The sequence below is a fragment of the Brachybacterium sacelli genome (genome assembly GCF_017876545.1).
In the GTDB taxonomy this organism is placed as follows: Bacteria; Actinomycetota; Actinomycetes; order Actinomycetales; family Dermabacteraceae; genus Brachybacterium; species Brachybacterium sacelli.
This window is the reverse complement of record NZ_JAGIOD010000001.1, coordinates 321,835-347,540: the sequence shown is the minus strand read 5'-3', so window position 1 is coordinate 347,540 and position 25,706 is coordinate 321,835. Positions and strand designations below refer to the sequence as shown.

The window sequence follows — 25,706 nt, the reverse complement described above, 5'->3', positions numbered from 1 at the left end:
ATCACCCTCAGGCTCAGGTCGGATCGTGCGTCCGCTCGAGCAGACGGTGCGCGAGGTCCAGCACCTGCGACTCCATGGACGTGCCGACCGACCAGCTGAGGTACCTCACGGCGTACACCCCGACGTAGGCGGCCAGCGCCTCGGGGGGCATGCGCTCCGAGGCGGCGGTCCACAGACGGCGTCTCGGACCGGCGGCGGCCTTCTCCCAGATCTCGAGGTCGAAGATCGCGCCGACCAGGTCGATGCCTGCATCGCCGATCCTGGCTCGTTCCCAGTCGACCACGCCCACGACGCGCCCTTCGTGCAGGAGCACGTTCTCGGGCGCGAAGTCGCCATGCACGATGTCGGCGGTCCGCAGGCTGCCTGCCGCGCAGGCGTCGAGTCGACGTCGCGCCTCCTCGAGGACTCGCGCGGCGGCCGGTGCGGCGAGCAGCGCCTGGGGATCGATGTCGAAGGACGCATCGCCACGGGCCAGCATGCGGCGCAGCTCGTCGTGCCATCCCGGATTCGGGTGCGGCGCCGCATCACGCTCCGCATCGACGATCTGGACCAGGCCGTCCATCGCCTCGGGCCCCAGCTGATCGGACCAGGCCCCGGGGAGGTGCTCGTACAGGGCGTATCCGACTCCACCGACCTCCCCGCGCTCGAGAACCCTCGGCACGGCGACGCCCCGTGTCCGCATCGTGTCCGCGAGCTCCAGGGAGGTATCGAGCCGGGCCCTGTCCTCCTCGGATGCCGGCCACGCCTTCAGGACCTGGCGCGATCCGTCGAGCGCGATCAAGGACGTCCCTCCGACTCCGTGGTCGAACCGATGGACGAGTTCGGCGCCTCGGTGAGCGCTCAACGACTCGAGCACGTGACGAACAGGGTCGGCGCTCTCGGTGTCCATGCCGCGACCCTATGCGCCGGGGCAGTCGTCCGTCTGTCGGACGGGACCTCGGGGACCATGGCGAGGAACCGTGGTCGTGCTCGCAGCCCCGATCACCGGTGCGCCGGGTGATCGACGGCTGCCGGAGGAGTCAGTGCGGTGAGCGGTCCGTTCTTCGGGCCTGCACCATCAAGTCCACGACGAGGAATCCGATGAGGCCGAAGCCGACCATCGGCAGGAACAGGCCGATGGCGAGCGCGACGAGGGCCACCAGCCCGATGCCCCACCAGGGGGCGGCCTGGAGCGCACCGCGGGCCGGTGGCTTCCCTACGCGGGCCGTCCCGCCCCGAGTGGGGCGTCGCTGCCACCACATGCGGTAGCCCAGCACGACCATCGCCGCGATCGCGAGGGCCACGAGAGCCACCGCGATCTGGTTGACCAGGCCGAACATGGTGCCCATGTGGATGTCGACCCCCCAGCGGGCGAGCTTCGCCATCAGCCCGAAGTCCTCGAAGTCCACGCGGTCCACGATCTCCATGTCGCCCATGTCGATCGCGACCGAATCCACCATGGTGGGATAGCTGCGCTGGATCTCCTGGACCACCCAGGCAGTGTCCTCGGAGGTCGGCGGGAGGATCTCCACGTTGGTGCTGTCGATGTTCTCCGCCTGGCCCATCTCGAGCGCATGGTCGAACATCGCCGGGTCGGCAGTGCCTGGCTCTGCTGAGGGGTGGCCGCTCTCACCGCCTCCGTGGCCGGCGTGGCCCGCATGCTCGTCCGGGACGGCCGTCTCCTCGCCGAGCTGGGTCGTCACCGCGGGCGTGGTCCAGCCGAGGGCGGCACGGAGGTCGGTGACGTGGGTCCCGGCATGCTGGGACCAGGTGATGCCGGTGGCGGAGAGGAAGAGCATGCCCAGGGCCAGCACGATCCCGCCGGAGGCGTGCCAGGACAGGGTGCCGCGCCTGGTGCTGACGTCACGGCGGGGCAGGAGAGCCTCGCGCCGGCTGCGCGAGGTCACGGCGCGCGCGACCCAGAGCCCGATGCCGGCGAGCGCGACCACCGCCATCCAGGAGGCGGCGAACTCGCTGTAGTTGCGCCCGAAGTCTCCGAGATGCAAGCCGCGATGGAGCTGGTCGATCCAGGTGCGCACGGGCAGCGCACCGCTGGTGCCGTAGGTCGTGAGGTCGCCACGCACCTCGGCGGTCGCCGGGTCGACGAAGATCGCCCGGGTCTCGCTCTCGCCGAGATCGGTCCCGGAGTACATGACGCGGGTGGTCTCACCGGGTTCGGGGGCGGGACGTACCGCCACCAGGGTTTCCTCCTGGCCGACGTAGTCGGTCGCCGCAGAGACCTGGTCGGCCAGCGGCAGGGCCTCGCCGCTGATCGGAGCGGTGAGCTCGTCGGAGTAGATCATGCGTTCCACCGGGGTGGACAGCGCGTACAGCGCGCCGCTGAGTGCGACGACCAGGAGGAATGGGCCCACAGCGATACCGGCGTAGAAGTGCAGGCGTCTCAGGAGCGGGACCAGCCAGCGGCGGGACGCGACGGGAGGTTGCGATCGGGGCGGTGAGGACGTGTCGGTGCGTGTGATGAGGAGTCCTTGGCGAGAGTGAGGTCGAACCGCCTCGCGGAACCCCTGTCAGGGCAATCGGTCGGGCGTCGCCTCGGGGAGAGGGATGGGGTGCACTGGGCGCTGCCGGGTCATCGTGCTGTCGAGGTCGAGACGTAGTGGGCAGGCGCCGCAGGCGGAGTGCCTCTGGCCCATTCGGCGCAGGCCGACGACGAGCTGCCCGCCTGCGAGGGCGGGTGCGCTCCGTGCGGTCGAGCCGTGCGTTCGAAGAAGGGGGTCACGTGGCGGGAGCGACGGGCGGGGGTGGGCCCCGGCGCAGCTGAGGTGTGAGCACCGCCCGCTGCGCATGCAGCAGGTGCGTCAGGCTTGGGATCGCGGGGCGACCGGTCGACGCGGGCCGCCTCAGCGGGATCCGCACGTCGACGGGCCGGCGGAGTGCGCTCAGCAGACGTCGGGCGGCACCGAAGCACCGGAACAAGGTCGACTCCCCGTGGTGAAGGAGGACTGCCGTGAGGAGCGCTGCGAGCACGTGCCAGAGGGTCATCCAGGCATCGCCGTGGCCCGCGTGCGGGCCCGGAGGATCTGCCATCAGGAAGGGTGAGCCGCTCGAGGAGCCTGCCCGGAACATGCCATGGAAGATCGCCTGGCTGGCCAGCACGGCCAGAGCCATGCGCGACAGCGTGAAACAACCCCCCGCCAGCAGGGTGCAGACGATGATCGACAACCACCAGGGGAGCGCGACCGCGATCCACGAGGGCACCGCCTCGCCGCCGACCAGGTGACCACCCAGGGCTACGGTCGTGGTCAGCGTCGCGGCGACCGCGCCCCGCACCAGGCGGAGCGGGGTAAGGCGGGAGGACATGGCGCCCATTGTGCCGGAGGTCACGGCGTGGCGACAGGGTCTCGGGGGAGTTACCTGGGAAACACCTGACCAGAATATGCATGCCCTGGAGGCGGTGCCGGAGGCCGTGTGCCGCCCACGCCGTCACGGCTCGACGCCTCGTCGCGAGCTTGCTCGTCACACGCGCCGGCAGCCGTGGTCCTGGCGGCCACGCCCACATACTATTGCCCGGCTCCGCTGACGTCCGGGGCGCCGTACGAGAACAGGAAGCACGCATGAACATCGAAGAAGCGACCGACGCGTCGCTCCCCGCCATCACCGCGATCTACAACGATGCGGTGCTGCACACGACGGCGGTGTGGAACGCGAGTCGCGTGGACGAGGCGGATCGTGCGGTGTGGTTGGCCGAGCATCGAACGGCAGGCCACCCGGTGCTAGTCGCGCTCGACGACGACCGTGAGGTGGTCGGATACGCGACATTCGGCACCTGGCGCGCGTGGGAAGGATTTCGATTCACCGCGGAGGTCTCCGTCTACGTGCGAGGAAACCAGCGCGGGCAGGGGGTCGGGGAGAACCTCCTGCGCGAGCTGGTCTCCCGGGCTCGCGAGGCCGGCATGCACGTGCTGGTCGCGGGGGTCGAAGCGGGCAACGCTGCCTCCATCAGGCTGCACGAGAAGCTCGGCTTCCGGGAGGTGGGGAGATTCCCGCAGGTCGGGTGGAAGTTCGGCAGGTGGCTCGACCTGTCGTTCCTCCAGCTCACCCTCGAGGGTGGGACTCCGCCCTCCTCGTAGCGTCACGCGGCGGAGTCTCCCCTCCGTCTGTCGCCCGGCGCTGATACCCACGCACGGGGCAGTAGCGACGGGCCCACGTGAACCCATCTCTGCGCGCCCTACCCTGAGTGCATGCACCGCGGAACCCTGCCGACCCTCGTCGTGGGCACGCTCGCGGTCGCCGCGCTGGCGCTCGTGCTCGGAGCGGACGACCACCGCGACGGCGTGATAGTCGGGGTGGTCGGTGAGCTCGGGGTCATCGCGGTCGCTCTCTGGTCCGGCCGGCGCGGCCGCCACACGCCCTGGCCGCGCGCGATGGCGGCACTCGCTCCCGGTCGAGCCCTGGTGCTGTGGAAGCCGGGTTGTCTCTATTGCGAGCGGCTGATGCTGCAGCTCCGCAAGGACCCGCGCGTGATCTGGGTGAACGTCTGGCGGGATGAGGAGGCGAAGGCACGGGTTCGCGAGGTCAACGGTGGTGACGAGCTCACGCCAACGGCTCTAATCGGTGAGGACGTGCTGCGCAACCCCACGGCGCAGGAGCTTCGGGAACGGCTCTCGAGGGTGCGCTGAGCAGCTTGTCCTCGCGCCAGTCAGCCGTGGCGATCTCTTCTGACCTCGGCCCTACTCCCAGGGCTCCAGCTCGTCGGCGCGGAAGTACAGCTGCTGCGAACCGCCGAACCGCACCAGGTACGTGCCATCGTCCTCGCGGAGGTAGACCACCGTTCCGTACTGGTGCTTCATCGGGCCGTCCTTCGTGCGGACACCGTCACCGATCTTGTAGGTCGTCATGTTGCTCTCCTCGGTCTTCGCCCCAGCTGCTCGACACCAGGATCTCGCACGCGTGACCGGTTCGGGTAGGGGTGGGCGACGCCGGCTCGTATGGCTTCTCTCGGACGGGACTCCGTCGCGCGCACGGTGCAGGTGCTACCTGCGCAGCCCGTCCACGTCGACCTGCGCTGGGTTCTCGTCGGCAAGTTCGATGGTCACCTCGTGCTCGCCGCACCGCACGCGGTGGGTTCCCAGCGCTCCCGGTCCCACGGCGCGCAGGGTCAGCGAGGTCAGCGTGGCGTCCACCCAGCTCATGTCCACGGCGACCCCCGGCCGGGCCCGCAGCCCTCGCACGGACCCGTCGGCCATCAGCGCCGGCAGCGCAGGCAGCAGCTCGATCTCGCCGCGGTGGCTCTGGATCAGGCATTCCGCGAGCGCCGCGACCAGGCCCAGGTTCCCGTCGATCTGGAACGGGGGATGGGCGGAGAACAGGTTCGGGTACAGGCCGCTGCGCTCGCTGCCGTCCGGGTTCTCCGCCGGGCGGAGGAACATCTCCAACAGGGCCTGGACGCGGTCCGGACGATGCAGGCGCGCCCACAGGCAGGTCTTCCACACCAGCGACCAGCCGGTGGCCTCGTCACCGCGGCCTTCGAGCGAGGCGGCCACCGCCTGCTCCACACTCTCCTCGACCTCCTCGCTGCCGGGATAGAGGAAGCCCAGGTGGGAGACGTGGCGGTGGGTCGGTTCGATCTCGGCCAGCGCGTCGGCGTGCCACTCGAGCACTCGTCCGTCCGCGCCGACGCGGGGGGCGAGGATCAGGGGGAGGGCCGCCACGGCGCGGGCCACCACCGGGTCCTCGAGCCGGCCCAGCAGCTCGGCATCGGCCACCAGCGCCTCGAGCACTTCGCGCAGGAGCCAGCGGTCCATCCCGGTGCCCTCGCTGAGGGCGACGGCTCTGCCCGCGGCGGTGACCCATTCGTTCTCCGGGGAGGTCGAGGGGAAGGTGACCAGATGCCCGTCCGCGCTCTCGTGCAGCAGATCCAGGGCGAAGGCGGCCGCGCCGCGCCGCCTGGGGAAGCGGCGCTCGGCGATGTCCTGCGGGTCCTCGCCGGTGAAGGCGCTCAGCGAGTCGAGCTCACGCTCGAGCCACAGCCCGCCCATCGGCCAGGTCGCCCACTTGGGGTCGCCGCGTACGGGGTCGGAGTACCCCCAGGGGTCGGAGTTGTGGTGCACGGTCCAGCCGTCGGCCCCGTAGAGCCGACGGGCGGTCTCGGCCCCGACCTCCCGCAGCATCGCGGTGTACCCCTCCAGCGCTGCGGCGGCGTCGGGGACGTGGGCGACCCCGGCCGCCCAGTGGTTCATCTCCAGATTGATGTTGACCGTGTAGTTCGAGGACCACGGAGCCAGTACCTGGGCATTCCAGATGCCCTGCAGCGTCGCAGGCGGCAGGCCCGGCCGCGAGGAGGAGGCGAGCAGGTGGCGGCCATAGGCGAAGCACGTCGCCAGCAGCGCGGAGTCCTCCGCGCCGCTCAAGGTCAGGGCGACCTCGTGCGCGCCCGGCAGCGGATGGGCGAGGTGGCGGCGGTGAAGCTCGTCCTCGCCGCGCTCCAGCGCCGCCTCGGCCTGCGCCGTCGCCGCGGCCAGGACGTCGGCCGGTGACTTGTCCGGCTGCTCGCCGAGACCTTGCCAGGTGGTGGCCAGGGCGCAGACCACCAGCGCGCGGTCGCCGTCGCGGCGACTGCGCACCACGACGGCGACGCGGCCGGCTCCCTCCTCGTCCCAGGCCATCGGGGCGAGGTGACGTTCCGGCGGAGCGTCCGAGGGGGCGCGGAGCACCACGGCGAGTTGGCCGGCGGCGGTCGCTCGATGCTCCTCCACCTGGGGCGAGTCCAGCTCGACCTCGACCTCGGAACCCGGCGCCAGAGGAAAGGCGTGGACGAGGACGTCGTCGGCGACGCTGATGAAGGTGCGGTGCTCGCCGGCGGGGGTGCGCACCACGTGCTCGGCGCGCTCCAGATCGAGCAGGCGCTCGAGCTCACCATGAGCGCCCGCGCCACCGGTGAGGACCAGGTCACCGACGGGCTGATACGCCTGCGACCAGGCCGCCCCGAGCCCTTCCAGCAGCTCCTGTGCCTCGGCCACATGATCGGCCGTGAACAGTTCCCGGCCACGGGCGAGGAGCCGCGAGGCCTCTGGGTGCGCGGTGCGGTGGCCAGCGGTGGAGGTGGGGGAGCCGGACCAGTACGTGGATTCGTTCAGTCCGAACCGGGCGACGCCGGGATCGCCCCAGGCCATTGCGCCGATCCGTCCGTTGCCCAGGGGCAGCGCCTCGAGCCAGCGGCTGGCGGCGCCGGTGCGGCGCAGCAGGGTCGGGTCCGTCATGCGGGAAGACCTTTCGACGGCGCCCAGGAGCGGGCGAGGGCGCGAGGAGGGTGGTGGCGGCCGGCGTTCGCGAGCGTCGAGCACCGCGGCGGCACCGGCGTCAGGTCATCGCCGGCTCGAGCCCCGCTGACCCGAGACGTCCCAGGGCGGGTTCCGAGACGCCGGGAGATGGGCACCCCCATGGTAAGGGCATTCCTGCACGATGTGCGACGTGGGTCACCATCGGGCGTCCACTGCGGCAGGCGGCCCCTGGTCGCGCCCTGTCGGGGCGTGCATGGCTTGAATCCCGCGTCGCCTCGTGATCTACTGGTCCGACGGAAAGCGGTTACCACCGACTCGGTCGCGCGACGGCAGTCTGTGGGAGGTGCCGCCGACCTCATCGTCAGCCCCGCCGGATCGACGCCGATCGCGGCCGGACACCGAGGAGCACACGCACATGGCCACACGCAGGATCGGGATCATCGTCAACGGCGCCACCGGGCGTATGGGCTATCGCCAGCACCTGGTGCGCTCGCTGCTGGCGATCCAGGAGCAGGGCGGCGTCACATTGTCCGACGGCGACAGGCTCCTGCCCGACCTGCTGCTGGTGGGCCGCAATCAGGAGAAGCTGGCCACCGTCGCCGAGCGCCACGGCCTGACGAACTGGACGACCGACATCGACGCCGCGCTGGCCGACCCCGAGTACGAGGTCTACTTCGACGCGCTGGTGACGAACCTGCGGGTGGAGAACCTCAAGAAGGCGATCGCGGCCGGCAAGGCGATCTACACCGAGAAGCCCACCGCCGAGACCTTCGAGGACGCCCTCGAGCTCGCGCGCCTCGCCAAGGAGCACGGCACCGTGGGCGGCGTCGTCCACGACAAGCTGTACCTGCCCGGCCTGCTCAAGCTGCGTCGCCTGATCGACGCCGACTTCTTCGGCCGCATCCTCTCCGTGCGCGGCGAGTTCGGCTACTGGGTCTACGAGGGTGACTGGCAGAGCGCCCAGCGCCCCTCCTGGAACTACCGCGCGGAGGACGGCGGCGGCATCGTCGCCGACATGTTCCCGCACTGGAACTACGTCATCGAGGAGCTCTTCGGTCGCATCGAGGACGTCTACGCCCAGACCGCCACGCACATCGGGGAGCGCTGGGACGAGACGGGCGAGAAATTCACCGCCACGGCCGACGACGCCGCCTACGGCGTCTTCCGCCTCGAGGGCGGGGCCGTGGTGCAGATGAACTCCAGCTGGGACGTGCGCGTCCATCGCGACGAGCTGGTGGAGTTCCAGGTCGACGGCACGAACGGCTCCGCCGTCGTCGGCCTGCACAGCGCGCACATCCAGCCCCGCGAGGCGACTCCCAAGCCGGTATGGAACCCCGACGTGAAGGACGGCCACGACTACCGCGCCGACTGGATCGAGGTGCCCGACAACGCCGGGCCCGACGGCTTCGACAACGGCTTCAAGGTGCAGTGGGAGGGCTTCCTCCGCCACGTGGCCGAGGAGCCGAAGGATTCCGCGTACCCGTACGACTTCCTCTCCGGCGCCCGCGGCGTGCGCCTGGCAGAAGCGGGCCTCGCCAGCTCGGCCGAGGGCCGCCGCATCGACCTCGACCCGCTGACGGAGGTGTGAGCACCGTGGAGACCCTGCAGCTGACCCTGCTGGATGACGACGGCTCGCTGCGCCGCATCGCACTGGATGAGGCGCCGGCCTTCGCGCGGCCGAGCGGTCCGCTGCGCTCCCGCGTCGTCTTCGCCGCCGTGCACGTCGTCCCCCGGGCGGACGGGGACAACACCCCCGGTGCCCCCGCCGACATCGACTGGGACGCCACGTCGGCCTTCCGTCGCACCATGTGGTCCCGTGGCCTCGGAGTGGCCGACGCGATGGACACCGCCCAGCGCAACATGGGCCTGGACCCCTCCGCCACCCGCGAGCTGATCGCCCGCACCGCGCGGGGCGCCCGCGAGGCGCTCACGGATCCCGAGATCGCCGCGGTGTTCCCCGAGGGTGCGCAGGTGCGCGACCTCGTGGTGGCCGGGGTCTCCACCGATCAGCGCAGCGAGCACCAGCTGAGCCTGGACGAGATCGTCGAAGCCTACATCGAGCAGCTGCAGGCCACCGAGGCCACCGGCGCGGGAGCGGTGCTCATGGCCAGCCGCCATCTGGCGCGCGTGGCGACCTCGGCCGCCGAGTACGAGGACGTCTACCGCCGCGTGCTCGAGGCGGCCACCGAGCCCGTCGTCCTGCACTGGCTGGGCACCGCCTTCGACCCCCAGCTGGAGGGTTACTTCGGCTCGACCGACACGGCAGCCGGTGCGGAGACGCTGCTGCGCATCATCGCCGAGGACCCGACCCGGATCCGCGGCGTGAAGATGAGCCTGCTGGACGACGCCGCCGAGATCGCCGTGCGCGAGAAGCTGCCCGCCGGGGTGCGGATGCTCACCGGCGACGACTTCCACTTCTCCCACCTCATCGTCGGCGACGGCACCGGCACCACCGAGCCGGGAGCCGAGCAGGCACCCGGCGAGTACTCCGACGCCCTTCTCGGGGCATTCGCCGCCACCGCCCCCGCGGCCTCCGCCGCCGTGCAAGCGCTGGACGCGGGCGATCCCGACGAGGCCCGCCGCATCCTCGACGCCTCCGAGGAGCTGGGACGCCACGTGTTCTCCGCCCCCACCTTCCACTACAAGACCGGGGTCGCCTTCCTGGCCTGGCTCAACGGCCACCAGCAGGCGTTCACGATGGTGGGCGGCATGCACTCCGCGCGCAGCCTGCCCCACCTCTCGCGCACCGTCGAGCTCGCCGCCACCACCGGTAATCTCGAGGACCCCGCCCTCGCCGCCGAGCGCTGGCACGCGATGCTGCGCCTGGCCGGCTACGACCTCGAGGACGCGACAGGAGCGAGCGCATGAACACCCCACCCTCTGAGCGTCTGGGCACCGGCACCCCGCGGCTGTCCCTGAACCGCTGGACGTTCCGCACCACGGCGATCCAGGAGTTCCTCGAGGTCGCCGCCTCCCACGGGATCGACGCCGTGGGACTGTGGCGCCAGGACGTCGCCGAGGTGGGCCTCGATGCCCTGCGCCGCCGGGTCGACGACGCCGGGCTGCGGGTGAGCAGCCTGTGCCGCGGCGGCTTCCTCACCGCAGCCGCCGACGCCGATCGCGCCGAGGCGCTCGAGGACAACCGGCGGGCGATCGACGAGACCGCAGCCCTCGGCGCCCCCACGCTGGTGCTCGTCGTCGGCGGCATCAGCCGCGAGGACAAGGACATCGCCGGGGCTCGGTCCCGGGTCACCGAGGCCATCGCGACCCTCGCCCCCTACGCCGAGGAGCGCGGGGTGACGCTCTCCCTCGAACCCCTGCACCCGATGTTCGCCGCCGACCGTGCCGTGGTCTCCACCCTCGACCAGGCACTCGACATCGCCGAGGCCTCCGGCAGCCCCGCCGCCGGCGTCGTCGTGGACACCTACCACGTGTGGTGGGATCCGTATCTCGAGCGCGCCATCAAGCGGGCCGCCGCCGCGGAGCGCCTCTGGAGCTACCAGGTGTGCGACTGGAACCTGCCGCTGGCCGCCGAACCGCTGCACTCACGCGGCTACATGGGCGACGGCTACATCGACTTCCCCGCCATCACCACGATGATCAGAGAGGCCGGCTACACCGGTGACATCGAGGTCGAGATCTTCAACGAGGACGTCTGGGCCACCCCGGCCGACGACGCCGCCTCGATCATCGCCGAGCGCTTCGGGCAGCTGGTGCTGCCGCACGCGTGAGGGTGCCCGGGTGCACCTGACATGCCCGATGCCTGACGTCCCTGGCACTCTGTGCACCGAGCGCGACCACTGCGTCGAGAAAGGTGCCGCGGAAGCGGTCCCCTTCTCGACGTGGCTCGTGGCGGAGACGCCGTCCCGCTCGAGCACCCGCAGGAGCTCTCAGTCGGAGGCGGCCAATGCTGTCGACTCGCGCAGCAGCACGTCACCGCGCACATGCACCTCCGACGGCGTCTCCTCGGCAGAGCCCTCCGGTGACGTGTCCGCCGCCTCGTGCGCGGCGCCGCCCTCGGAGCCCTCCGGGCCGATGGCCGAGCCCTCGTCGGGCTGCTCGAGCACCCAGTCCACGGCCTGACGCGCCATCTCGTGCAGGGGCAGGGCGATCGTGGTCAGCGTCGGGTTGGCGTCGTCGGCGTCGGGAACTCCGCCGAAGCCCGCGACCGCGACCTGGCCGGGCACGTCGATCCCCAGGCGGCGCAGCTCGCCGAGCGCCCCGAGGGCCATCACGTCGGCCGGAGCGAACACGCACAGCGGCAGCGACTCCCCGACCGGATCGTCGGGGGCGGCCGCGAGGTGCTCCTGGATCTGCTGGGCCAGCACATGGCCGCCGTCGCGGGTCAGCCCCACCTCGATGCTCAGCTCCGGCTCGATGCCGGCCTCCGTGAGCGCGGCGATGAAACCACCGGTGCGGTCCCCGGCCGAAGGGATCCCGGCGATGCCCTGGACCACGGCGAAGCGCCGGTGGCCCCCGACGATCAGCGCCGTGGCCAACTCATGTGCGGCCGCGGCGTTGTCGGGGACGATCGTGCGCCCCACGCCCAGGGACTGCCCCATGCCCACCACGCGGCCGCCGTTGCGGGCGAAGCCCTCGAGCAGGGCGGTGAGGGCGGCGTCGGAGTCGTTGCCGTAGCGGTGGGAGCCCACCAGCACCAGGGCGTCTACCTGCTGGGCGATCAGCGAGCGCAGCGCCCGGATCTCGGTGTCGATCTCACGATCGGTCTGCGTGAACAGCACCTGGGACTGCGAGGCGAACACCTGCTGCTGGACCTCGCGGGCGATGGTCGCGAAGTAGGGGTCGACGATGTCGTGGACCACGAGTCCGATCAGGCCCGAGCGCGACCGAGCCAGGGCCTGGGCCTGGGCATTGGGCACGTAGCCGAGCTTGAGCGCGGAGGCCTCCACCTTCTCGGCGACGGCCTTGCCGGGCACTCGGGTGGACCCGTTGAGCACGCGGGAGGCGGTCGCCAGGGAGACCCCGGCGTCCTGGGCGACGTCACTGAGACGAACGGCGGGCATCGGGGCTCCTACTGCTCGGGGACTGCGGTCGTGACGGGGGCGGGGAAACGCTGTCCCGACCTCAGCCAGCATAACCAGAGCACCCCGCCGCGAGCGGGGATTCGGTCCCGCCGGCGGCGTGAGCTTGCTCCTGCGGAGGTGCCCGGGCGTCTCAGGCGGTGACCTCCCGCCGGGAGGGGTCGACGGGGAAGCGGGGCGGTTCGCCCTGCGCGAGTCGCCGCATCTCCTCGAGGGCGTGCTCGCCCAGGCGATGCAGCTCGTTGCCCTGGGAGCCGGCGATGTGGGGTGTCAGCGCCACGTTCGCGAGGTCCCAGAGCGGGTCGTCGTCGGCCAGGTCGTCGTGCACGTCGAGCACCGCGGAGAGCCGGCCGGAGACCAGTTCCTCGCGCAGGGCATCGAGGTCGACGAGGGCCGGGCGGGCGGTGTTGAGGAAGGTCGTCCCGTCCCGCATCAGCGCCAGCAGCTCCCGGCTGACCATGCCCCGGGTCGAGGGGGCGTCGGGCGCGTGCAGGCTCACCACGTCGCTGCGCGCGTACAGCTCCTCCGGCTCGACCTTGGTCGCGCCCAGGTCCGCGATCCGCTCCGCGCCCGCGAAGGGGTCGGTGACCAGCACCTCCAGGGCGAAGGGGCGCAGGTGCTCGGCCACCAGGGTGCCGATCCGTGAAGCCCCGATGAGGCCGACGACGCCCCCGTGGTTCCCGATCCCCGGGTCCACGGAGGCGCCCGGGCGGACCCGGTGATCGATGCGGTAGCGCGCCTCCCGGGCGAGACTGCGCTTGCCGGCCAGCAGAATGTGGGCGAGCGTGAACTCCGCGACCGGCACGGCGTTGGCCTCGGTCGCCGAGGTCACGAGGACATCGCCCCGCTCCCACACGGCCTCGGTGACCACGAAGCGCACGGTGCCGGCGGTGTGGACGATCGCCCGCAGCCGGGGCATGCGCGCGAGGGCCGCGGCATCGATGCGGGGCGATCCCCAGCCGGTGACCAGCACCTCCACCGCGGCCAGCTCCTCATCGCCGGCGACGGTGAGATCGGCGACGGCGCAGTCGGTGTCGACCTCGGCCAGCTCGCCCAGGCGCGCGAGCTGGGCGTCGTCGAACATCCGGGCGGGCAGCCCTGCGGGCATCGCCAGCAGCGTCTTCACCGGGCACGCTCCACTCCGGCGGCGATCAGGCCACGCAGGCTCTCGGCCTCGCGCGTCAGCACCGCGGGGTCGTCGTCGGGGACGAACTCGAGCAGGGCGTCACGGCCCGACCCCTCGGCCGCAAACAGGCCGAAGGCCTCGCGCCACAGCCCTCCGCGCTCGGACAGCGGATGTCGCCGATGGTCCGGCCACCAGGAGAAGACGTGGATCGTCGAGGTGCTCTCCAGCGCCCGGCGCAGGGTGTCGAGGGCCTCGGCGGCGGGCATGTCCTGGTGGGGCTGCCAATAGCTGCGCACATTGTCGCGGCCGATCTCCTCGAGCAGGTCCAGGGTCGAGGTGATCTCGTCGGTGAGCGTGCCGCCGTGGAACTCGAGGCCGACGTCGAGGCCCTGCTCGCCGGCGCGATCGGCGAACTGCTGGATCCTGCCGACGATCCGGGCACGCTGCGCGGAGCTGACCTCGGCGGAGCCGGTGCGGCCGGCCCACACCCGGATACGCGGGGCACCGAGGGCCCGGGCGGCCAGGAGTACCGCCTCGCTCTGACCGGAGAACTCCTCGTCGGAGCCCTCGAACCGCAGGTAGGAGCCGTAAGAGGCGACGGCGAGGCCCGCCTGCTCGGTCAGGGTGCGGGCGCGCTCGGCGGCGACCGTGTCACCGGGCGGGACGTGGGCGTCGCCGGCCCATTCGATGCACTCGAGCCCGGCCCCGGCCGCGAGTTCGACGACGCGATCGACCGCGAGCTCGCGGAAGGTGACGGAGCAGAGTCCGGGGCGGATCATGGCGCCTCCTCGGCGAGCGGGGCGGGGACGGAGCTCCCGGTGAGCGGGGTGTGGCTCGCCCCGCGAACGGAAAGCGGTTGCTCGTCAGGGTATCCCATTGCTCGGAGGTCGCGGATGCCGTCGCCGCTCGTGCGGAGTCTTCCCCTGCGCAGCGCAGGCCCGCAGGTCGGGGCTCAGCGCTTGCCGAGCAGCGTCCCCATCGGCACGAAGTCGGCGAACTCCGCGTCCCGGGTCGGGGCGGTCGCCGCCGACTCGGCATCGGAGCCTTCGTCGGCCGGATCCTCGGCGCCCCCCGCCGCGGAGCCGGTGCCCGCCCGCAGCATCGTGGCCAGCTCCGCGGCTGCCCGCCGCACCCGTGCCGCGAGGGGCTGCTCGTCCGCCTGGCCCTCGGTGTCCGCGCCGAAGTCGGAGGAGGCGGCGAAGACGACCGTCGGCACGACCTCGGCCTTCAGGTAGCCGAACATCGGGCGGATCGCGTAGTCGATCGCGAGGGAGTGGCGGGCGGTGCCCGCGGTCGCGCCCAGCAACACCGGCTTACTCGCCCACACGTCGATGTCGACGGCGTCGAAGAACGTCTTGAACAGCCCCGAGGGGCCGACGTTGAACACCGGCGTGACCGCGATGACCGCGTCGGCGGCGCGCACCGACTCGATCACCATGGACAGCTTCTCGCTCGGGAAGCGCGTGAGCAGTGCGTCGGTGATGTCATGGGCGTACTCGCGCAGCTCCACCGTGGTCACGTCCACCTCGGCGTCGTCCCGGCCGAGGGCCTTCGCGGCCGCCCGGGAGAGCTGGTCGGTGAGCATGCGGGTGGAGCTGGGGGTCGAGAGGCCTGCGGACAAGGCGATGAGGCGGAAGGTATCGGTCATGAGAGGTGACCTCTTTCAGGAGCGGATGAGGGGCGGGAGTGCTGGGGTGGAGTGCCGGGGTGGGGCGCCGGATTGCCTCCTCAGGACCGATGTGGTGGTCGGCATCGGTCCTGACGCGGCAATCCTGGTCGGTGGGCCACCCTGGGCCGGGCCTCAGCGACGGGAGTCCTCGGCGCGCAGGCCGGTCCAGTTGTCGCCGGTCTCGAACCTGTAGGCGTCGTCGAAGGAGCCGCGCTCGGCCTCGGCGGCGGCCACGCGGGCGGCGTGGGTGGGCGCCTCGGGCACGTCGGTCGGCTTGCGGGCCTCCAGCTCGCGGCGCAGCACCGGGACCACCTCGGTGCCCAGCAGCTCGATCTGCTCCATGACCGTCTTCTCGGGCAGGCCCGCGTGGTCCATGAGGAACATCTGGCGCTGGTAGTCGCCGACGTGATCGGCCATGGTCAGATAGCGCTCGACCACCTGCTCGGGGGAGCCGACGGTCAGCGGCGTGGCCGCGGTGAAGTCCTCCATCGAGGGACCGCCGCCGTAGACCGGGGCGTTGTCGAAGTAGGGCCGGAACTCGTCGATCGCGTCCTGCGAGTTCTTGCGCATGAACGCCTGTCCGCCCAGGCCCACGTACGCCTGGCTTGCCGTGCCATGGCCGTAGTGCTCGAAGCGCTCGCGGTACAGCTGCACCATCTGCTTCGTGTGGCTCATCGGCCAGAAGATGTTGTTGTGCAGGAATCCGTCGCCGTAGTACGCGGCCTGCTCGGCGATCTGCGGGGAGCGGATCGAGCCGTGCCACACGAAGGGGGCGACGCCGTTCAGCGGGCGCGGGGTGGAGGTGAACTGCTGCAGCGGGGTGCGGAAGCTCCCCTCCCAGTCCACGACGTCCTCGGTCCACAGCCGACGCAGCAGGTCGTAGTTCTCGATCGCGATCTCGACGCCCTTGCGGATGTCCTGCCCGAACCAGGGGTAGACCGGGCCGGTGTTGCCGCGGCCCATCACCAGATCCACGCGACCACCGGTGAGGTGCTGCAGCATCGCGTAGTCCTCGGCGATCTTCACCGGGTCGTTGGTCGTGATCAGCGTGGTCGCGGTCGAGAGGATGAGGTCCTTCGTCTGCGCGCCGACGTAGGCCAGCGTGGTGGTGGGGGAGGGGGTCACGAAGGGCGGGTTGTGGTGCTCGCCGATCGCGAACACGTCCAGGCCGACCTCTTCGGCGAGCTTCGCCTGGGCCACCATGGAGCGCAGGCGCTCGTTCTCGGTGGGGATCCTGCCGGTGGTGGGGTCCGGCGTGATGTCGGCGATGGTGAAGATTCCGAACTGCATGATCGCTCCTAGCGGTGGGTCTCGGCGACCGGGAGGGAGGCGGTGGAGCCGGTGCCCCTGCCTGGCAGGAGCGGTGCTCGCGCCGCCGTCCCGGAAGATAGTTCAAAACTAAACTAGATGGTGGGCGAGTGCAAGTCCGCGGTGATCCCCGTCGCCCCGTGGGTCACCGGCTGGTCGGGTCCACCGCGCCGGGCTGGGGTCGTGCGTGACCCAAGCTCGCACTGGGGGACGCGCCGGGTTTCGTGCGGGGCTGCTCATGCCTGGTCCCGGGTCGGCCCGGAACTCGCGTCGGGTCCTTCGGCCGACGCGATCCCCTCCGCCCGGAGAAACCCCTGCGCCTCCAGGGCGATGGTGACAGGATGGTGCGCCATGACACGCGAGAGCATCGAAGCCCTGTTGGACGCGTCCCGGCTCGCCGGGCTCGAGACCACCGACGGGGGCAGGATCCTCGCGAAGGTGGCATCGCCGAACGCGAAGGGCACCGCGTACCGCACCGCACTGGTGGAGATCGACGGCGACCGTCTGCTGCCGCTGACCCGCGGCGACGCCTCGATCGGTGCGGTCGCCGCCGCCGAGGACGGCATCACATACTTCACCGCGCAGCGCGTGGGCGAGGACGGGACCGAGGCCGATGACGCCCAGCTGTGGGCCCTGCCCCCGCGCGGCGAGGCCCGCGAGCTCGCCGCCCGCCCCGGCGGCTTCGGCGCCCTGCACCTGGCGGGCGGGCACCTCGTCGCCGAACTCGAGGTGCACTCCCAAGCCCGGGACGAGCCCGAGCATGCACGCCTGACGAAGCAGCGGGAGGAGGCGAAGGTGACCGCCGCCCTCCATGACGGCTTCCCCACCCGCCGCTGGGACCACGATCTCGGCCCCTCCCGCCCGGTGCTCGCCCTGGCCGCTTTGCCCGCAGATCTCTCCTGGGCCGAGGCGACCGCCGACGCCGGCTCCAAGGGTCCCGCCGACACCGGCTCCACGGGCTCGGCCGATAGCGATGGCGACACCTCTGAGGACTCCCCGCACACGCAGGTGCTGCACTTCCGCCACGTGACCATGCCGCCCGGGCGCCTCGAGGACTGGACGGTCGATCGCGACGGCGCCCGCGCCCTGGTGGCCATGGCCGACTCCCGCGGCGAGCTCCTCGGCCCGCCGGACCTCTACCTGATCGATCTGCTCGGGGCGCAGCCCCCGCGACTGCTGCGCGAGGCCACGGCAGAGCTCGAGTTCGGGCCCGGGGAGTTCAGCCCCGACGGCACCCGAGCTCTGATCGGACGTCACCGCACCTGGACCCAGGAGGCGAGCCTCTCCGCGACCTCTGAGATCCTCGATCTGGCCAGTGGACATTCCACGCCCGTGTGGCCGGAGCTCGACCACTGGGTCGCCCCCGTCTGGCTCGACGACACCACGCTGATCGCGACCAGCGACGACCATGGGCGCGGCGCGGTGTGGATCGGCGGGGTCGAGGATCGGGCGCCGCGGCGACTCGCCGGCGGCCCCGAGCAGGAGCTCGACTTCTCCGCCGCCTCGGTGGCCAGGGCAGCGGTGATCGCCACGGCTTCCGGGATCAGCGTGGCACCGTATCCGGTGCGGATCGACCCGGCCACCGGGGAGGTCCACGAGCTGCCGAACCCGGCCGACGCCGTCGCCCAGGTGGGCACTCTCACCGAGGTCACCGCGACGGCGGAAGACGGCACCGCACTGCGGGCCTGGCTGCGGCTGCCCGAGGGTGAGGGGCCGCACCCACTGGTCGTCTTCGCCCACGGCGGCCCCTGGGGATCGTGGAACGCCTGGACCTACCGCTGGAACCCGGGTCCCTTCGCCGCCGCCGGCTACGCGGTGCTGCTGCCCGACCCGGCCATCTCCACCGGCTACGGCCAGGCGATGATCGATCGCGGCCAGCACGAGCTGGGCGGCGCCCCGTTCACCGACATCATGGCGCTGACCGATGCCACCGTGGGACGCGAGGACATCGATGCCGAGCGCACCGCCTTCGCCGGCGGGTCCTACGGCGGCTACATGGCCAACTGGGTGGCCGGGCACACCGGCGACCGCTTCCGCTGCATCGTCACCCACGCCTCGCTCTGGGACACCGAGACGATGGGGCACACCACCGACAACGCCGGCTGGGACCGGCCGATGCGGAAGCAGAACTCGCGCTACGACCCCAAGGGCTCCGTGGCCGACATCGTCGTGCCGATGCTGGTCATCCACGGTGACAAGGACTATCGCGTGCCGATCGCGCAGGGCCACGCCCTCTGGTACGACCTGCACGAGTTCTCCGCGACCCCGCGCGACGCCGACGGCCGCACCCGGCACCGCTTCCTGTACTTCCCCGACGAGGGGCACTGGATCCAGGGCCGGGGGAACGCGCAGGTGTGGTACGAGACCTTCCTCGCCTTCCTCGATGAGCACGTGCGCGGCGGGAGCTGGGAGCGTCCCGCGACGCTGGGCTGAGCCGGCTCCGGGTCGGTCCGCTCAGGCCACCAGGTCGGCGGGGGCCTCCCAGGTGTTGCAGGCACCCAAGTCACCCGCGGACTCGAAACCGGCCCGGATCCAGTGCACGCGGGAGGCCGGGGCGATCCCGTCGGCCTCCCAGGTCGACTCGTCCATGAGCACGGCGCGCAGGGCCTTGGTGGGCTCGACCGCTGTCGGCACCTGCATCGAGGCGGCGGACCCCAGGCACAGGTTCTGCAGCGAGTAGCGGCGCGTGGCCTCCTTGTACGCCTCGGACTCCTGCCCGTCGGCCTCCTGTTCCTCGATCCCGTTGAGCATGGACACGTAGTAGACGCCCACCGAACTGTTCCACTCGACCGCCGGCATCTCGGAGGTGGCCAGATCCCAGAGATAGGCGCCAGGAATGTTCTGGGCGTCGCTGATCTCGGCACCGACCCCGCTACCGGCGGGCCAGTAGAGCGCACCGTCGATATTGCACATCAGCGGGGAGTGCGGGGAGAAGCTCCCGCGGTCACAGCTCGCTTCGGCCGGGACCTCCGGGGGCGTGTAGACCTGGATGGACGGGTTGCTCCACGGCAGTCCGCGATCCGAGCTCGCGATGGACCAGATCGAGTGCAGACAGTCGCCGCCGGCATCGAGGACGGCCTGGATCTCCTCCGGACTCTGCGTTCCCGCCGGGGTCTCGGGCAGCTCGCAGCTGCCGACCGTGGGCAGGGTCCCGCGGGTCAGCGGGTTGTCGGCGAGAACTCCCTGGAGATCCTCGACGGTCCCGGGCAGCTCGTCGTAGGGAAGCACGACCTCGAAGCTGGGGGTCTCCTCGGCGGGACCGGGCTGTTCATCGGTCGGCACCTCGTTCCCGCTCCTCTCGGCGTCGGTCGGAGTCCGGCTGGTGGCCACCGTGGGCTCGTCGTCCTCGCCGTTGCGGGTGAGGATCAAGGCGGTGAGCCCGCCGCCGACCGTGATCACGAGCACCGCGACGCAGCCGAGCGCCACCATGATCAGCGTCCAGGGCTGCTTCCAGGAAGGGCCGGGACGCCTCTGGTTGCCCTGCCCGGGCCCGTTCCCCAACGCCCCTGCACCCGACATGTGCTCCCCTTCACAGTTCGCCCTCTTCCCCGCAGGATATCCGGGCGGGTCCCCACCGCGAAGGGTTCCGGCGAGGTGGCGCGGACCGGCCGGCTCCGTTCAGCCTCGGTCCTGCGGCATCACCAGCTCGACCTGCATCGCACCCTGGCCGCTCAGCAGCTTCGAGACGGGGCAGCGGGCGTGCGCGGCCTCGGCGAGCTGGCGGGCCTCCCCGGGAGCCATCTGCTCGATCGTGACCAGTGCCCGTGGGGTGAAACGGAAGCCGCCGGCCGGATCGCGGTGCAGCTCGACCTCGACGCTCACCTGGCTCTCGTGCGGCAGGCCGCGCTCGGTCAGGACCACTCGCAGCGTCTCGCCGAGGCAGGTGCTCCAGGCCATGGCCAGGAACTGCTCGGGGTTGAAGCCGTGCGCCGGCGCGGAAGGGGCTCCGGTGGGGAGTACGACCTCGGGCGAGGACGCGGCGTCCTCGCGTCGCTCTGTGGTCCCGGCGGGCGAGATCTCGAGCGTCGCGGGTCCGTCGTGGATGCGCACGTGGCCGGACGTGCCGTCGGCGTTGTCGACGTGGGCGGTGTAGAGCGCACGGGAGGCGGTCGGTGTCGAGGAATCGGAAGTGCTCGCCATCGCCCCAGGCTAGATCTTGTGCGTGCGCCCTGCGGGACCGTGCATCCGTCGGCCCACGAGGGGCCCGACTGCCGGGCGCCGTCGACAGGTCACCTCATCGGCGGGGCCCCGAGGTCCCCGATCCCGACGGGAGCTGCCGCAGGATCACGCGACCTGGTCCGCCGGCGCGTTCCAGGTGTTGCAGGCGCTGAGGTCGCCGCCGGATTCCATCCCGGCTCGCAACCACAGCACGAGGGAGGCGGGGTCGAATTCCTCCGTCTCGCTCCAGGTCGACTCCGTCAGCAGTCCTTCACGCATCGCCGGCGCCGGCTGTGCGGCGCTGGGCTGCTGCATCGCCGACGCTGCCGCGATGCAGCGGAACTGCAGGCGGTAGCGGCGTAGCGCCTCCGCGTTGCGTTCGTCGCCGGTGAGCTGATCGTTCAGGGCCTCGTAATAGGCGCCCAGGGAACTGTTCCAGCTCACGGTGGTCATGTAGAGGAAGGACAGGTCCCAGAGGTACGCGCCGGGCACAGCCGCGTCGTCGGAGCGGGAGGCGCCGGAACCGTAGCCGACGGGCCAATAGATCGTGCCGTCGAGGTTGCACACCCGCGGGTAGTCCTTCTCGAAGGTGTCCTTCTCGCAGCCCGCCGACTCCGGGATGTCGGGCCAGGAGTAGACCTGGACCGAGGGTTTGTCCCAGGGCAGTGCGCGATCAGAGCTGGCCCCGGCCCACACCTGGTTCAGGCAGTCGCCCGCCGAGGTGAGCACTGCCTGGACCTCCTCCGGCGTCTGCTTCGTCGCGGGAGTCGCGGGCAGCTCGCAGGAGGTGACGTCGGGCAGCGTGCCTTCGGTCAGCGGGTTGTCGGCCATGATCGCCCACAGGTCCTCGGCATCCCCGGGCGGGGTGTCGATCGGCGAGATGACCTCGAAGTCCGTGCCCTCGGAACCGCTCGCCGTCGGACTCTCGGCATCGCTCGGTCCGGTCGACGGGCTCCCCGAGGCGGTGGGGTCCTCGTCGCCCCCTCGCGTGAGTGCGAGGTAGGTCAGGCCGCCGCCCACGACCAGCACGAGCAGACCGACGCAGCCGAGCGCGACGGCGATCAGGGCCCAGGGACGCTTCGGAGTGGGAGGTCGGGCGGGGGAGCCGGTTGGCGGCGGGCCGTACTGGCCTGATGGCGTCGGGCCTCCTCGGCCGTTCGGGCCGACGGGGCCCTGCGGTCCGCCGTGCCGCGGATCCCGCTGGCCGGGTTGGCCGTGGTGCGGTCCACCTGTTCCCGAGCTCGACATCTGGATCCCCTCGCGTCGGCGCCTCCTGTGGCCACGGCAGGATACCGGCGCACGCCGCCGCAGGGGAGGGGGTGGGGTGCCTCGCTTGACACGACCTCGAACGTGCGTTCGAATGGCGGTATGCGATGGAGCGGGCAGATGGTCGGATCCGAACAGCGCACGCAGGCGCTGCTGGGCATGTCGGGGCTCGTGCGCAGCGTACGCACGCCGGAGTTCCAGGGCGTCACCTTCCACGAGGTCACGGCCAAGTCGGCGCTCAACCACGTCCCGGCCTCGAGCTCCATGCCCTTCGAGTGGACGGTCAACCCCTATCGCGGTTGCTCGCACGCCTGCGTCTACTGCTTCGCGCGCAGCACCCACCGCTACCTCGACCTGGACGCCGGGGCGGACTTCGACCAGCAGGTCGTCGTCAAGGTCAATGTCGCCGACGTGCTGCGGGCAGAGCTCGCCAAGCGCTCCTGGCAAGGTGATCTCGTCGCACTGGGCACCAACACCGATCCCTACCAGCGGGCCGAGGGTCGCTACCGGCTGATGCCGGGGATCATCTCCGCCCTCGCCGACAGCGGCACCCCGCTGTCGATCCTCACCAAGGGCACCCTGCTGCGCCGCGATCTGCCCCAGCTGCAGGAGGCGGCCGAGCGCGTCCCCGTCGACCTCTCGATGTCCATCGCCGTCTTCGACGACCAGCTGCAGAAGACCGTCGAACCCGGAACCCCGACCACCGCCGCACGCCTCGCCACCGTGCGTGCCGCGGCCGACGCCGGATTCCGCGTGACGGTGTTCCTGATGCCGATCATGCCGTGGCTGACGGACTCCGACGCCCAACTCGACGAGGCGCTCGCCCGGATCGCCGAGGCCGGCGCCGCCCACGTCGTCTACGGGGCCCTGCACCTGCGCCCGGGCGCCAAGGAATGGTTCCTGGAGTGGATCGAACGGGAGCACCCCGAGCTCGTCACCGGATACCGCCGCTTCTACGAACACGCCTCCTACGCGCCGGCCGGATACCGCAAGAACCTCGCCCGGCGTATGCGCCCGCTGCTGCGCCGGCACGGCCTGGACTCCCGCGAGGACGAGGACCAGCCGGAGCAGCGGCGTCAGGCGAGCGAGACCGCTCGTCGGGCCCGCGCGGCACCGGACGCGCTCGACCTCACGCCGCAGCCTGCGCTGTTCTGACCCGGGGAAGTGCCTCGGTGCGTGGGTGAGCGGATCCGCAACGGAGTCGGCGCCGTGCGCAGTGGGAGCCGTCGGCGGCGTACGTGAGCCTCCGGCACCCTCGACGGCGCACCCACGCAGAAAAGCCGGAGCCGCGCCATCGTTCGTGAACGATGACGCGGCTCCGGTCTTCGGCGGAGGATAGGGGATTTGAACCCCTGAGGGCGTGAACCCAACACGCGTTCCAGGCGTGCGCCATAGGCCGCTAGGCGAATCCTCCAGCGCTCGTAAGAGCAGGCATCAGCGTACCCGACGCCCTGGAGTGGTGCGAACCGAGCGGATGCAGGTCACACTCGGCCGGTCACGTCTCCAACTCGGCGAGATCGACGAGTCGCAGGTCGTAGCGGTCGGACCCGAATGCTGCGCGGAGCGGCATCTCGTGGGAGGAGCCGACGACGAACAGCACCCGGCCCCCGGGGCCGGCCGCTCAGATCTCGTACTCGAGGAGCTGGTGGTAGGTGCGGTTGCGGTACACCAGTGGCTCCTCGTTCGAGAGCTCCGCACGGTCCGCGGCGACGATCACGACGTAGCTCCCGCCGGCGGGGACACGCTCCAGGATCCTGCCGCTGATCCAACCGGCCGTCCCGTACAGCACCGGCTCCCCGGTGGGGAGCTGATGCCAGTCGACCTGTGCGAAGCGATCGATGCCGGAGGTCGCGAAGACGGTGGAGACCTGGCGCTGATCCGCGGCCAGCAGGTTGATCGTCACCGTCTCGGCGCGGCTCAGCGCAGGCCACGCTGAGGAGGTGCCGTTGATGGAGAACGCAAGCACGGCAGGCTGCGCCGACACCGAGATCACGGAGGTCGCGGTGAATCCGAGGGGCCGTGCCCCGTCGGTGAGCGAGACGACGGCGACACCTGCGGGGTGGCGGCGGAAAAGGGCGGCGAAGGTCTCCCGGTCCAGGACGCCGTCGGCGCTCGCGGGTCCACCGGCGCTGATCGTGGGGTCAGAAGACATGGAGCTCCCTCCTCGAAGGGGTTCGACCCGGGACTCCTGGGCCCTACGGGTGCTTTCGAGTGACAGGAGCGAACCTAAGGGCTTCGCTCGCTCGGCGCCATGAATGTGACGGCGGAAAGCCTGCGAGGGTGCTCACGTGGCCGCGTGCCTCGGCGTATCGCGTCACATCGCGCTCTGAGCTCCCCGCAAAGACGTGGTGGCACGCTCGTCAGCCCTCGGTTCGGAACCATCGGCGCCGCCCGGCCCGCAGTATGTGCCCGTCGCCGAGCTCGAGACGACGTTCCGGATCCTCGAGGCGCATCCCGTCGAGGTGGACTCCGCCACCGGTCAGCAGTCGCCGTGCCGCGCTGCGCGAGAGCTCCGGGCGGGCCGTGGCGACCAGGTCCAGTGCCGTGATCGGCCCGGTCCCGAGTGGCAACGGGGCCATGTCACTGGGCTGCTCGCGGGCGGAGAACACCCGCAGGAACTCCTCGCGACCATGCCGGGCGGCCGCCGCGCCGTCGTGCCGACGCACCACCGCCTCGGCCAGGTCCAGCTTGGCGTCTCGCGCCGCGGATCCGCCGGCCAGCGCGAGTTCGCCGAGTCGGCTGACCTGGTCCATCGGCAGGTCCGTGTACACCTGGGCCCACGTCCCCACGAGCTCGTCGCGCAGCGTCATCAGCCGTCCGAACTTCTCGCCCGGGCTCGCGCAGAGACCCACGTAATTGCCTCTCGACTTCGACTGCTTGGGCCCGCCGTCGAGCCCCGGGGTGACGGTGGAGGAGATGACCGTCTGCGGGATCTGGCCGTGCTTGACCTGCAACTCACGGCCCATCGACTCGTTGAACAGCTGGTCCGTGCCCACGATCGTGAGATCGGAGCCGAGGGCGACGGAGTCGAAGCCCTGCAGCACCGGGTAGATCAGCTCGTGCATCGCGATCTCGGTGCCCGCCCCGATGCGGGCGCGGAACATGTCTCGGGAGATCAGGTGGGCATGGGTGACCAGGCTCAGTTCCTGGAGCAGGCCAGGCACGCCCATCTCGTCGAACCACTCAGAGTTGCGGCGGATCTCGAGCAGCCCAGCGTCGCTGCGCAGCACCCGCGTGACCTGCTCGAGGAACGATTCGGCGTTGTCATGGATCTGCTGCGGAGTCAGGACGGGTCGGGTCGTGCTGCGTCCGGTCGGGTCGCCGATGCGGCTGGTGGTGTCGCCGAGCAGGAAGATCACGACGTGCCCGAGATCCTGCAGGGTACGCATCATCCACAGGTTCACGGCGTGGCCGAGGTGGAGGTCCGGGGCGGTGAGGTCGACGCCGAACTTGATACGCAGCGGACGCCCCTCGCGCAGGCGGTTCACGAGATCCTCCCGTCCGATGATCTGGTCCGTGGTCCGCTCGAGCCGGGCGAGGATCGCCTCGGGGGAGTCGGGGGAGTCGGGGGAGTCGGGGGAGCCTGGGCTGCCCGGTGATTTCGCCGATTCCGAGGATTCCACGGCGATGCGCGGTGGCGACCGGTGGCCGGCGGGGTCCGAGAGCGCGGGCCGCGGTGCGCGGTGGGTATCGGGGGTGGTCATGGAGAGTTCCTCTCGGGAGGGCGAGGAGCTCCGTGCATACCCCGCGCCGTGGATACGGAAAAGGCGAGGACCATGTGGTCCTCGCCCGGGGCTCTGAGAGAGCGGTGCTATGTCATGGCGACTGTCCTACGGCAGCTGCGCGCGCACGACGACACGGCTCGTCCCAGAGCCGTGCGGATAGTCGATGCGCCTGTCCATGCCGGAAGAGTAGCG

General features: G+C 71.2%; 22 protein-coding genes and 1 tRNA gene. 7 read left to right on the top strand and 16 right to left on the bottom strand.

The window, feature by feature from the left end:
- Positions 1 to 13: 13 nt before the first annotated feature.
- The 3 genes from JOF43_RS01425 to JOF43_RS01415 form a co-directional block, all read right to left on the bottom strand.
- Complete coding sequence (locus JOF43_RS01425; protein WP_209898105.1) at positions 14 to 889, bottom strand: phosphotransferase family protein; 876 nt, start codon at positions 887 to 889, stop codon at positions 14 to 16.
- 130 nt (positions 890 to 1,019) lie between these two features.
- Entirely contained in the window at positions 1,020 to 2,375 is a 1,356-nt protein-coding gene (locus JOF43_RS01420; protein WP_281065039.1) for a PepSY-associated TM helix domain-containing protein, read from the bottom strand.
- Between the two features lie 340 nt (positions 2,376 to 2,715).
- Complete coding sequence (locus tag JOF43_RS01415; protein ID WP_209898103.1) at positions 2,716 to 3,300, bottom strand: hypothetical protein; 585 nt, start codon at positions 3,298 to 3,300, stop codon at positions 2,716 to 2,718.
- A 254-nt stretch (positions 3,301 to 3,554) separates the two neighbouring features.
- Here JOF43_RS01415 and JOF43_RS01410 point away from each other — a divergent pair, with 254 nt between their 5' ends.
- Together JOF43_RS01410 and JOF43_RS01405 are read left to right on the top strand one after the other, a co-directional pair.
- A complete protein-coding gene (locus JOF43_RS01410; RefSeq protein WP_209898102.1) occupies positions 3,555 to 4,070 on the top strand; it encodes a GNAT family N-acetyltransferase in 516 nt (171 codons plus the stop codon).
- 111 nt (positions 4,071 to 4,181) lie between these two features.
- Positions 4,182 to 4,619: a glutaredoxin family protein gene (locus JOF43_RS01405; protein WP_209898100.1), complete on the top strand. Its 438-nt coding sequence runs from the start codon at positions 4,182 to 4,184 to the stop codon at positions 4,617 to 4,619.
- 51 nt (positions 4,620 to 4,670) lie between these two features.
- Here the strand turns inward: JOF43_RS01405 and JOF43_RS01400 are convergent, their stop codons facing one another.
- Together JOF43_RS01400 and JOF43_RS01395 are read right to left on the bottom strand one after the other, a co-directional pair.
- The gene (locus JOF43_RS01400) at positions 4,671 to 4,838 is read right to left on the bottom strand and encodes a hypothetical protein (RefSeq protein WP_209898098.1); all 168 of its coding nucleotides are present in this window, start codon (positions 4,836 to 4,838) and stop codon (positions 4,671 to 4,673) included.
- Between the two features lie 135 nt (positions 4,839 to 4,973).
- On the bottom strand, positions 4,974 to 7,199 hold the full coding sequence (locus JOF43_RS01395) for a glycosyl hydrolase family 95 catalytic domain-containing protein (RefSeq protein WP_209898096.1): 2,226 nt from the start codon (positions 7,197 to 7,199) through the stop codon (positions 4,974 to 4,976).
- 436 nt (positions 7,200 to 7,635) lie between these two features.
- Here JOF43_RS01395 and JOF43_RS01390 point away from each other — a divergent pair, with 436 nt between their 5' ends.
- The 3 genes from JOF43_RS01390 to JOF43_RS01380 are packed head-to-tail and all read left to right on the top strand — an operon-like array spanning position 7,636 to position 10,951.
- On the top strand, positions 7,636 to 8,808 hold the full coding sequence (locus JOF43_RS01390; RefSeq protein WP_209898095.1) for a Gfo/Idh/MocA family protein: 1,173 nt from the start codon (positions 7,636 to 7,638) through the stop codon (positions 8,806 to 8,808).
- Positions 8,809 to 8,813: 5 nt separating this feature from the next.
- Positions 8,814 to 10,088: a DUF993 family protein gene (locus tag JOF43_RS01385; RefSeq protein WP_209903002.1), complete on the top strand. Its 1,275-nt coding sequence runs from the start codon at positions 8,814 to 8,816 to the stop codon at positions 10,086 to 10,088.
- Positions 10,085 to 10,951, top strand: coding sequence for a sugar phosphate isomerase/epimerase family protein (locus JOF43_RS01380; protein ID WP_209898092.1), 867 nt, complete (start codon positions 10,085 to 10,087; stop codon positions 10,949 to 10,951). The genes JOF43_RS01385 and JOF43_RS01380 overlap by 4 nt, the downstream gene beginning before the upstream one ends.
- Before the next feature lie 159 nt (positions 10,952 to 11,110).
- On the opposite strand, the gene JOF43_RS01375 is transcribed toward JOF43_RS01380, so the two are convergent.
- The 5 genes from JOF43_RS01375 to JOF43_RS01355 all read right to left on the bottom strand — a co-directional run bounded on the left by JOF43_RS01375 (position 11,111) and on the right by JOF43_RS01355 (position 16,347).
- The gene (locus tag JOF43_RS01375; RefSeq protein ID WP_209898090.1) at positions 11,111 to 12,244 is read right to left on the bottom strand and encodes a LacI family DNA-binding transcriptional regulator; all 1,134 of its coding nucleotides are present in this window, start codon (positions 12,242 to 12,244) and stop codon (positions 11,111 to 11,113) included.
- 151 nt (positions 12,245 to 12,395) lie between these two features.
- Positions 12,396 to 13,388: a hydroxyacid dehydrogenase gene (locus tag JOF43_RS01370; protein ID WP_209898089.1), complete on the bottom strand. Its 993-nt coding sequence runs from the start codon at positions 13,386 to 13,388 to the stop codon at positions 12,396 to 12,398.
- Positions 13,385 to 14,167: a sugar phosphate isomerase/epimerase family protein gene (locus JOF43_RS01365; RefSeq protein ID WP_209898087.1), complete on the bottom strand. Its 783-nt coding sequence runs from the start codon at positions 14,165 to 14,167 to the stop codon at positions 13,385 to 13,387. Before JOF43_RS01365 ends, JOF43_RS01370 begins: the two co-directional genes overlap by 4 nt.
- Positions 14,168 to 14,340: 173 nt before the next feature.
- Entirely contained in the window at positions 14,341 to 15,036 is a 696-nt protein-coding gene (locus tag JOF43_RS01360; RefSeq protein ID WP_209898085.1) for a CE1759 family FMN reductase, read from the bottom strand.
- A 153-nt stretch (positions 15,037 to 15,189) separates the two neighbouring features.
- On the bottom strand, positions 15,190 to 16,347 hold the full coding sequence (locus JOF43_RS01355) for an LLM class flavin-dependent oxidoreductase (RefSeq protein WP_209898083.1): 1,158 nt from the start codon (positions 16,345 to 16,347) through the stop codon (positions 15,190 to 15,192).
- 369 nt (positions 16,348 to 16,716) lie between these two features.
- Here JOF43_RS01355 and JOF43_RS01350 point away from each other — a divergent pair, with 369 nt between their 5' ends.
- Positions 16,717 to 18,798, top strand: coding sequence for a S9 family peptidase (locus tag JOF43_RS01350; protein WP_209898081.1), 2,082 nt, complete (start codon positions 16,717 to 16,719; stop codon positions 18,796 to 18,798).
- Positions 18,799 to 18,819: 21 nt separating this feature from the next.
- On the opposite strand, the gene JOF43_RS01345 is transcribed toward JOF43_RS01350, so the two are convergent.
- From JOF43_RS01345 to JOF43_RS01335, 3 genes are all read right to left on the bottom strand, one after another.
- Positions 18,820 to 19,884 carry a hypothetical protein gene (locus JOF43_RS01345; protein WP_209898079.1) on the bottom strand — a complete coding sequence of 355 codons (1,065 nt, stop codon included), beginning with the start codon at positions 19,882 to 19,884 and terminating at the stop codon, positions 18,820 to 18,822.
- A gap of 99 nt (positions 19,885 to 19,983) precedes the next feature.
- The gene (locus tag JOF43_RS01340) at positions 19,984 to 20,505 is read right to left on the bottom strand and encodes an OsmC family protein (RefSeq protein WP_209898077.1); all 522 of its coding nucleotides are present in this window, start codon (positions 20,503 to 20,505) and stop codon (positions 19,984 to 19,986) included.
- A 144-nt stretch (positions 20,506 to 20,649) separates the two neighbouring features.
- Complete coding sequence (locus JOF43_RS01335; RefSeq protein ID WP_209898073.1) at positions 20,650 to 21,771, bottom strand: hypothetical protein; 1,122 nt, start codon at positions 21,769 to 21,771, stop codon at positions 20,650 to 20,652.
- Between the two features lie 120 nt (positions 21,772 to 21,891).
- Here JOF43_RS01335 and JOF43_RS01330 point away from each other — a divergent pair, with 120 nt between their 5' ends.
- The gene (locus JOF43_RS01330) at positions 21,892 to 22,944 is read left to right on the top strand and encodes an Rv2578c family radical SAM protein (RefSeq protein WP_209898071.1); all 1,053 of its coding nucleotides are present in this window, start codon (positions 21,892 to 21,894) and stop codon (positions 22,942 to 22,944) included.
- Positions 22,945 to 23,118: 174 nt separating this feature from the next.
- Here the strand turns inward: JOF43_RS01330 and JOF43_RS01325 are convergent.
- The 3 genes from JOF43_RS01325 to tyrS form a co-directional block, all read right to left on the bottom strand.
- Positions 23,119 to 23,203 (bottom strand) — tRNA-Ser (locus tag JOF43_RS01325).
- A gap of 207 nt (positions 23,204 to 23,410) precedes the next feature.
- Entirely contained in the window at positions 23,411 to 23,941 is a 531-nt protein-coding gene (locus tag JOF43_RS01320) for a flavin reductase family protein (RefSeq protein WP_209898069.1), read from the bottom strand.
- A gap of 208 nt (positions 23,942 to 24,149) precedes the next feature.
- Positions 24,150 to 25,493, bottom strand: a complete 1,344-nt coding sequence (gene tyrS, locus JOF43_RS01315) for a tyrosine--tRNA ligase (protein ID WP_209898068.1) — start codon at positions 25,491 to 25,493, stop codon at positions 24,150 to 24,152.
- Between the last annotated feature and the right edge of the window lie 213 nt (positions 25,494 to 25,706).

Excerpts from the sequence above, each read along its gene's own strand:
- JOF43_RS01425 (WP_209898105.1), bottom strand. The coding sequence starts at position 889 with ATGGACACCGAGAGCGCCGACCCTGTTCGTCACGTGCTCGAGTCGTTG.
- JOF43_RS01415 (WP_209898103.1), bottom strand. The coding sequence starts at position 3,300 with ATGTCCTCCCGCCTTACCCCGCTCCGCCTGGTGCGGGGCGCGGTCGCC.
- JOF43_RS01410 (WP_209898102.1), top strand. The coding sequence starts at position 3,555 with ATGAACATCGAAGAAGCGACCGACGCGTCGCTCCCCGCCATCACCGCG.
- JOF43_RS01405 (WP_209898100.1), top strand. The coding sequence starts at position 4,182 with ATGCACCGCGGAACCCTGCCGACCCTCGTCGTGGGCACGCTCGCGGTC.
- JOF43_RS01400 (WP_209898098.1), bottom strand. The coding sequence starts at position 4,838 with ATGACGACCTACAAGATCGGTGACGGTGTCCGCACGAAGGACGGCCCG.
- JOF43_RS01395 (WP_209898096.1), bottom strand. The coding sequence starts at position 7,199 with ATGACGGACCCGACCCTGCTGCGCCGCACCGGCGCCGCCAGCCGCTGG.
- JOF43_RS01390 (WP_209898095.1), top strand. The coding sequence starts at position 7,636 with ATGGCCACACGCAGGATCGGGATCATCGTCAACGGCGCCACCGGGCGT.
- JOF43_RS01380 (WP_209898092.1), top strand. The coding sequence starts at position 10,085 with ATGAACACCCCACCCTCTGAGCGTCTGGGCACCGGCACCCCGCGGCTG.
- JOF43_RS01375 (WP_209898090.1), bottom strand. The coding sequence starts at position 12,244 with ATGCCCGCCGTTCGTCTCAGTGACGTCGCCCAGGACGCCGGGGTCTCC.
- JOF43_RS01365 (WP_209898087.1), bottom strand. The coding sequence starts at position 14,167 with ATGATCCGCCCCGGACTCTGCTCCGTCACCTTCCGCGAGCTCGCGGTC.
- JOF43_RS01360 (WP_209898085.1), bottom strand. The coding sequence starts at position 15,036 with ATGACCGATACCTTCCGCCTCATCGCCTTGTCCGCAGGCCTCTCGACC.
- JOF43_RS01355 (WP_209898083.1), bottom strand. The coding sequence starts at position 16,347 with ATGCAGTTCGGAATCTTCACCATCGCCGACATCACGCCGGACCCCACC.
- JOF43_RS01350 (WP_209898081.1), top strand. The coding sequence starts at position 16,717 with ATGACACGCGAGAGCATCGAAGCCCTGTTGGACGCGTCCCGGCTCGCC.
- JOF43_RS01345 (WP_209898079.1), bottom strand. The coding sequence starts at position 19,884 with ATGTCGGGTGCAGGGGCGTTGGGGAACGGGCCCGGGCAGGGCAACCAG.
- JOF43_RS01340 (WP_209898077.1), bottom strand. The coding sequence starts at position 20,505 with ATGGCGAGCACTTCCGATTCCTCGACACCGACCGCCTCCCGTGCGCTC.
- JOF43_RS01335 (WP_209898073.1), bottom strand. The coding sequence starts at position 21,771 with ATGTCGAGCTCGGGAACAGGTGGACCGCACCACGGCCAACCCGGCCAG.
- JOF43_RS01330 (WP_209898071.1), top strand. The coding sequence starts at position 21,892 with ATGCGATGGAGCGGGCAGATGGTCGGATCCGAACAGCGCACGCAGGCG.
- JOF43_RS01320 (WP_209898069.1), bottom strand. The coding sequence starts at position 23,941 with ATGTCTTCTGACCCCACGATCAGCGCCGGTGGACCCGCGAGCGCCGAC.
- tyrS (WP_209898068.1), bottom strand. The coding sequence starts at position 25,493 with ATGACCACCCCCGATACCCACCGCGCACCGCGGCCCGCGCTCTCGGAC.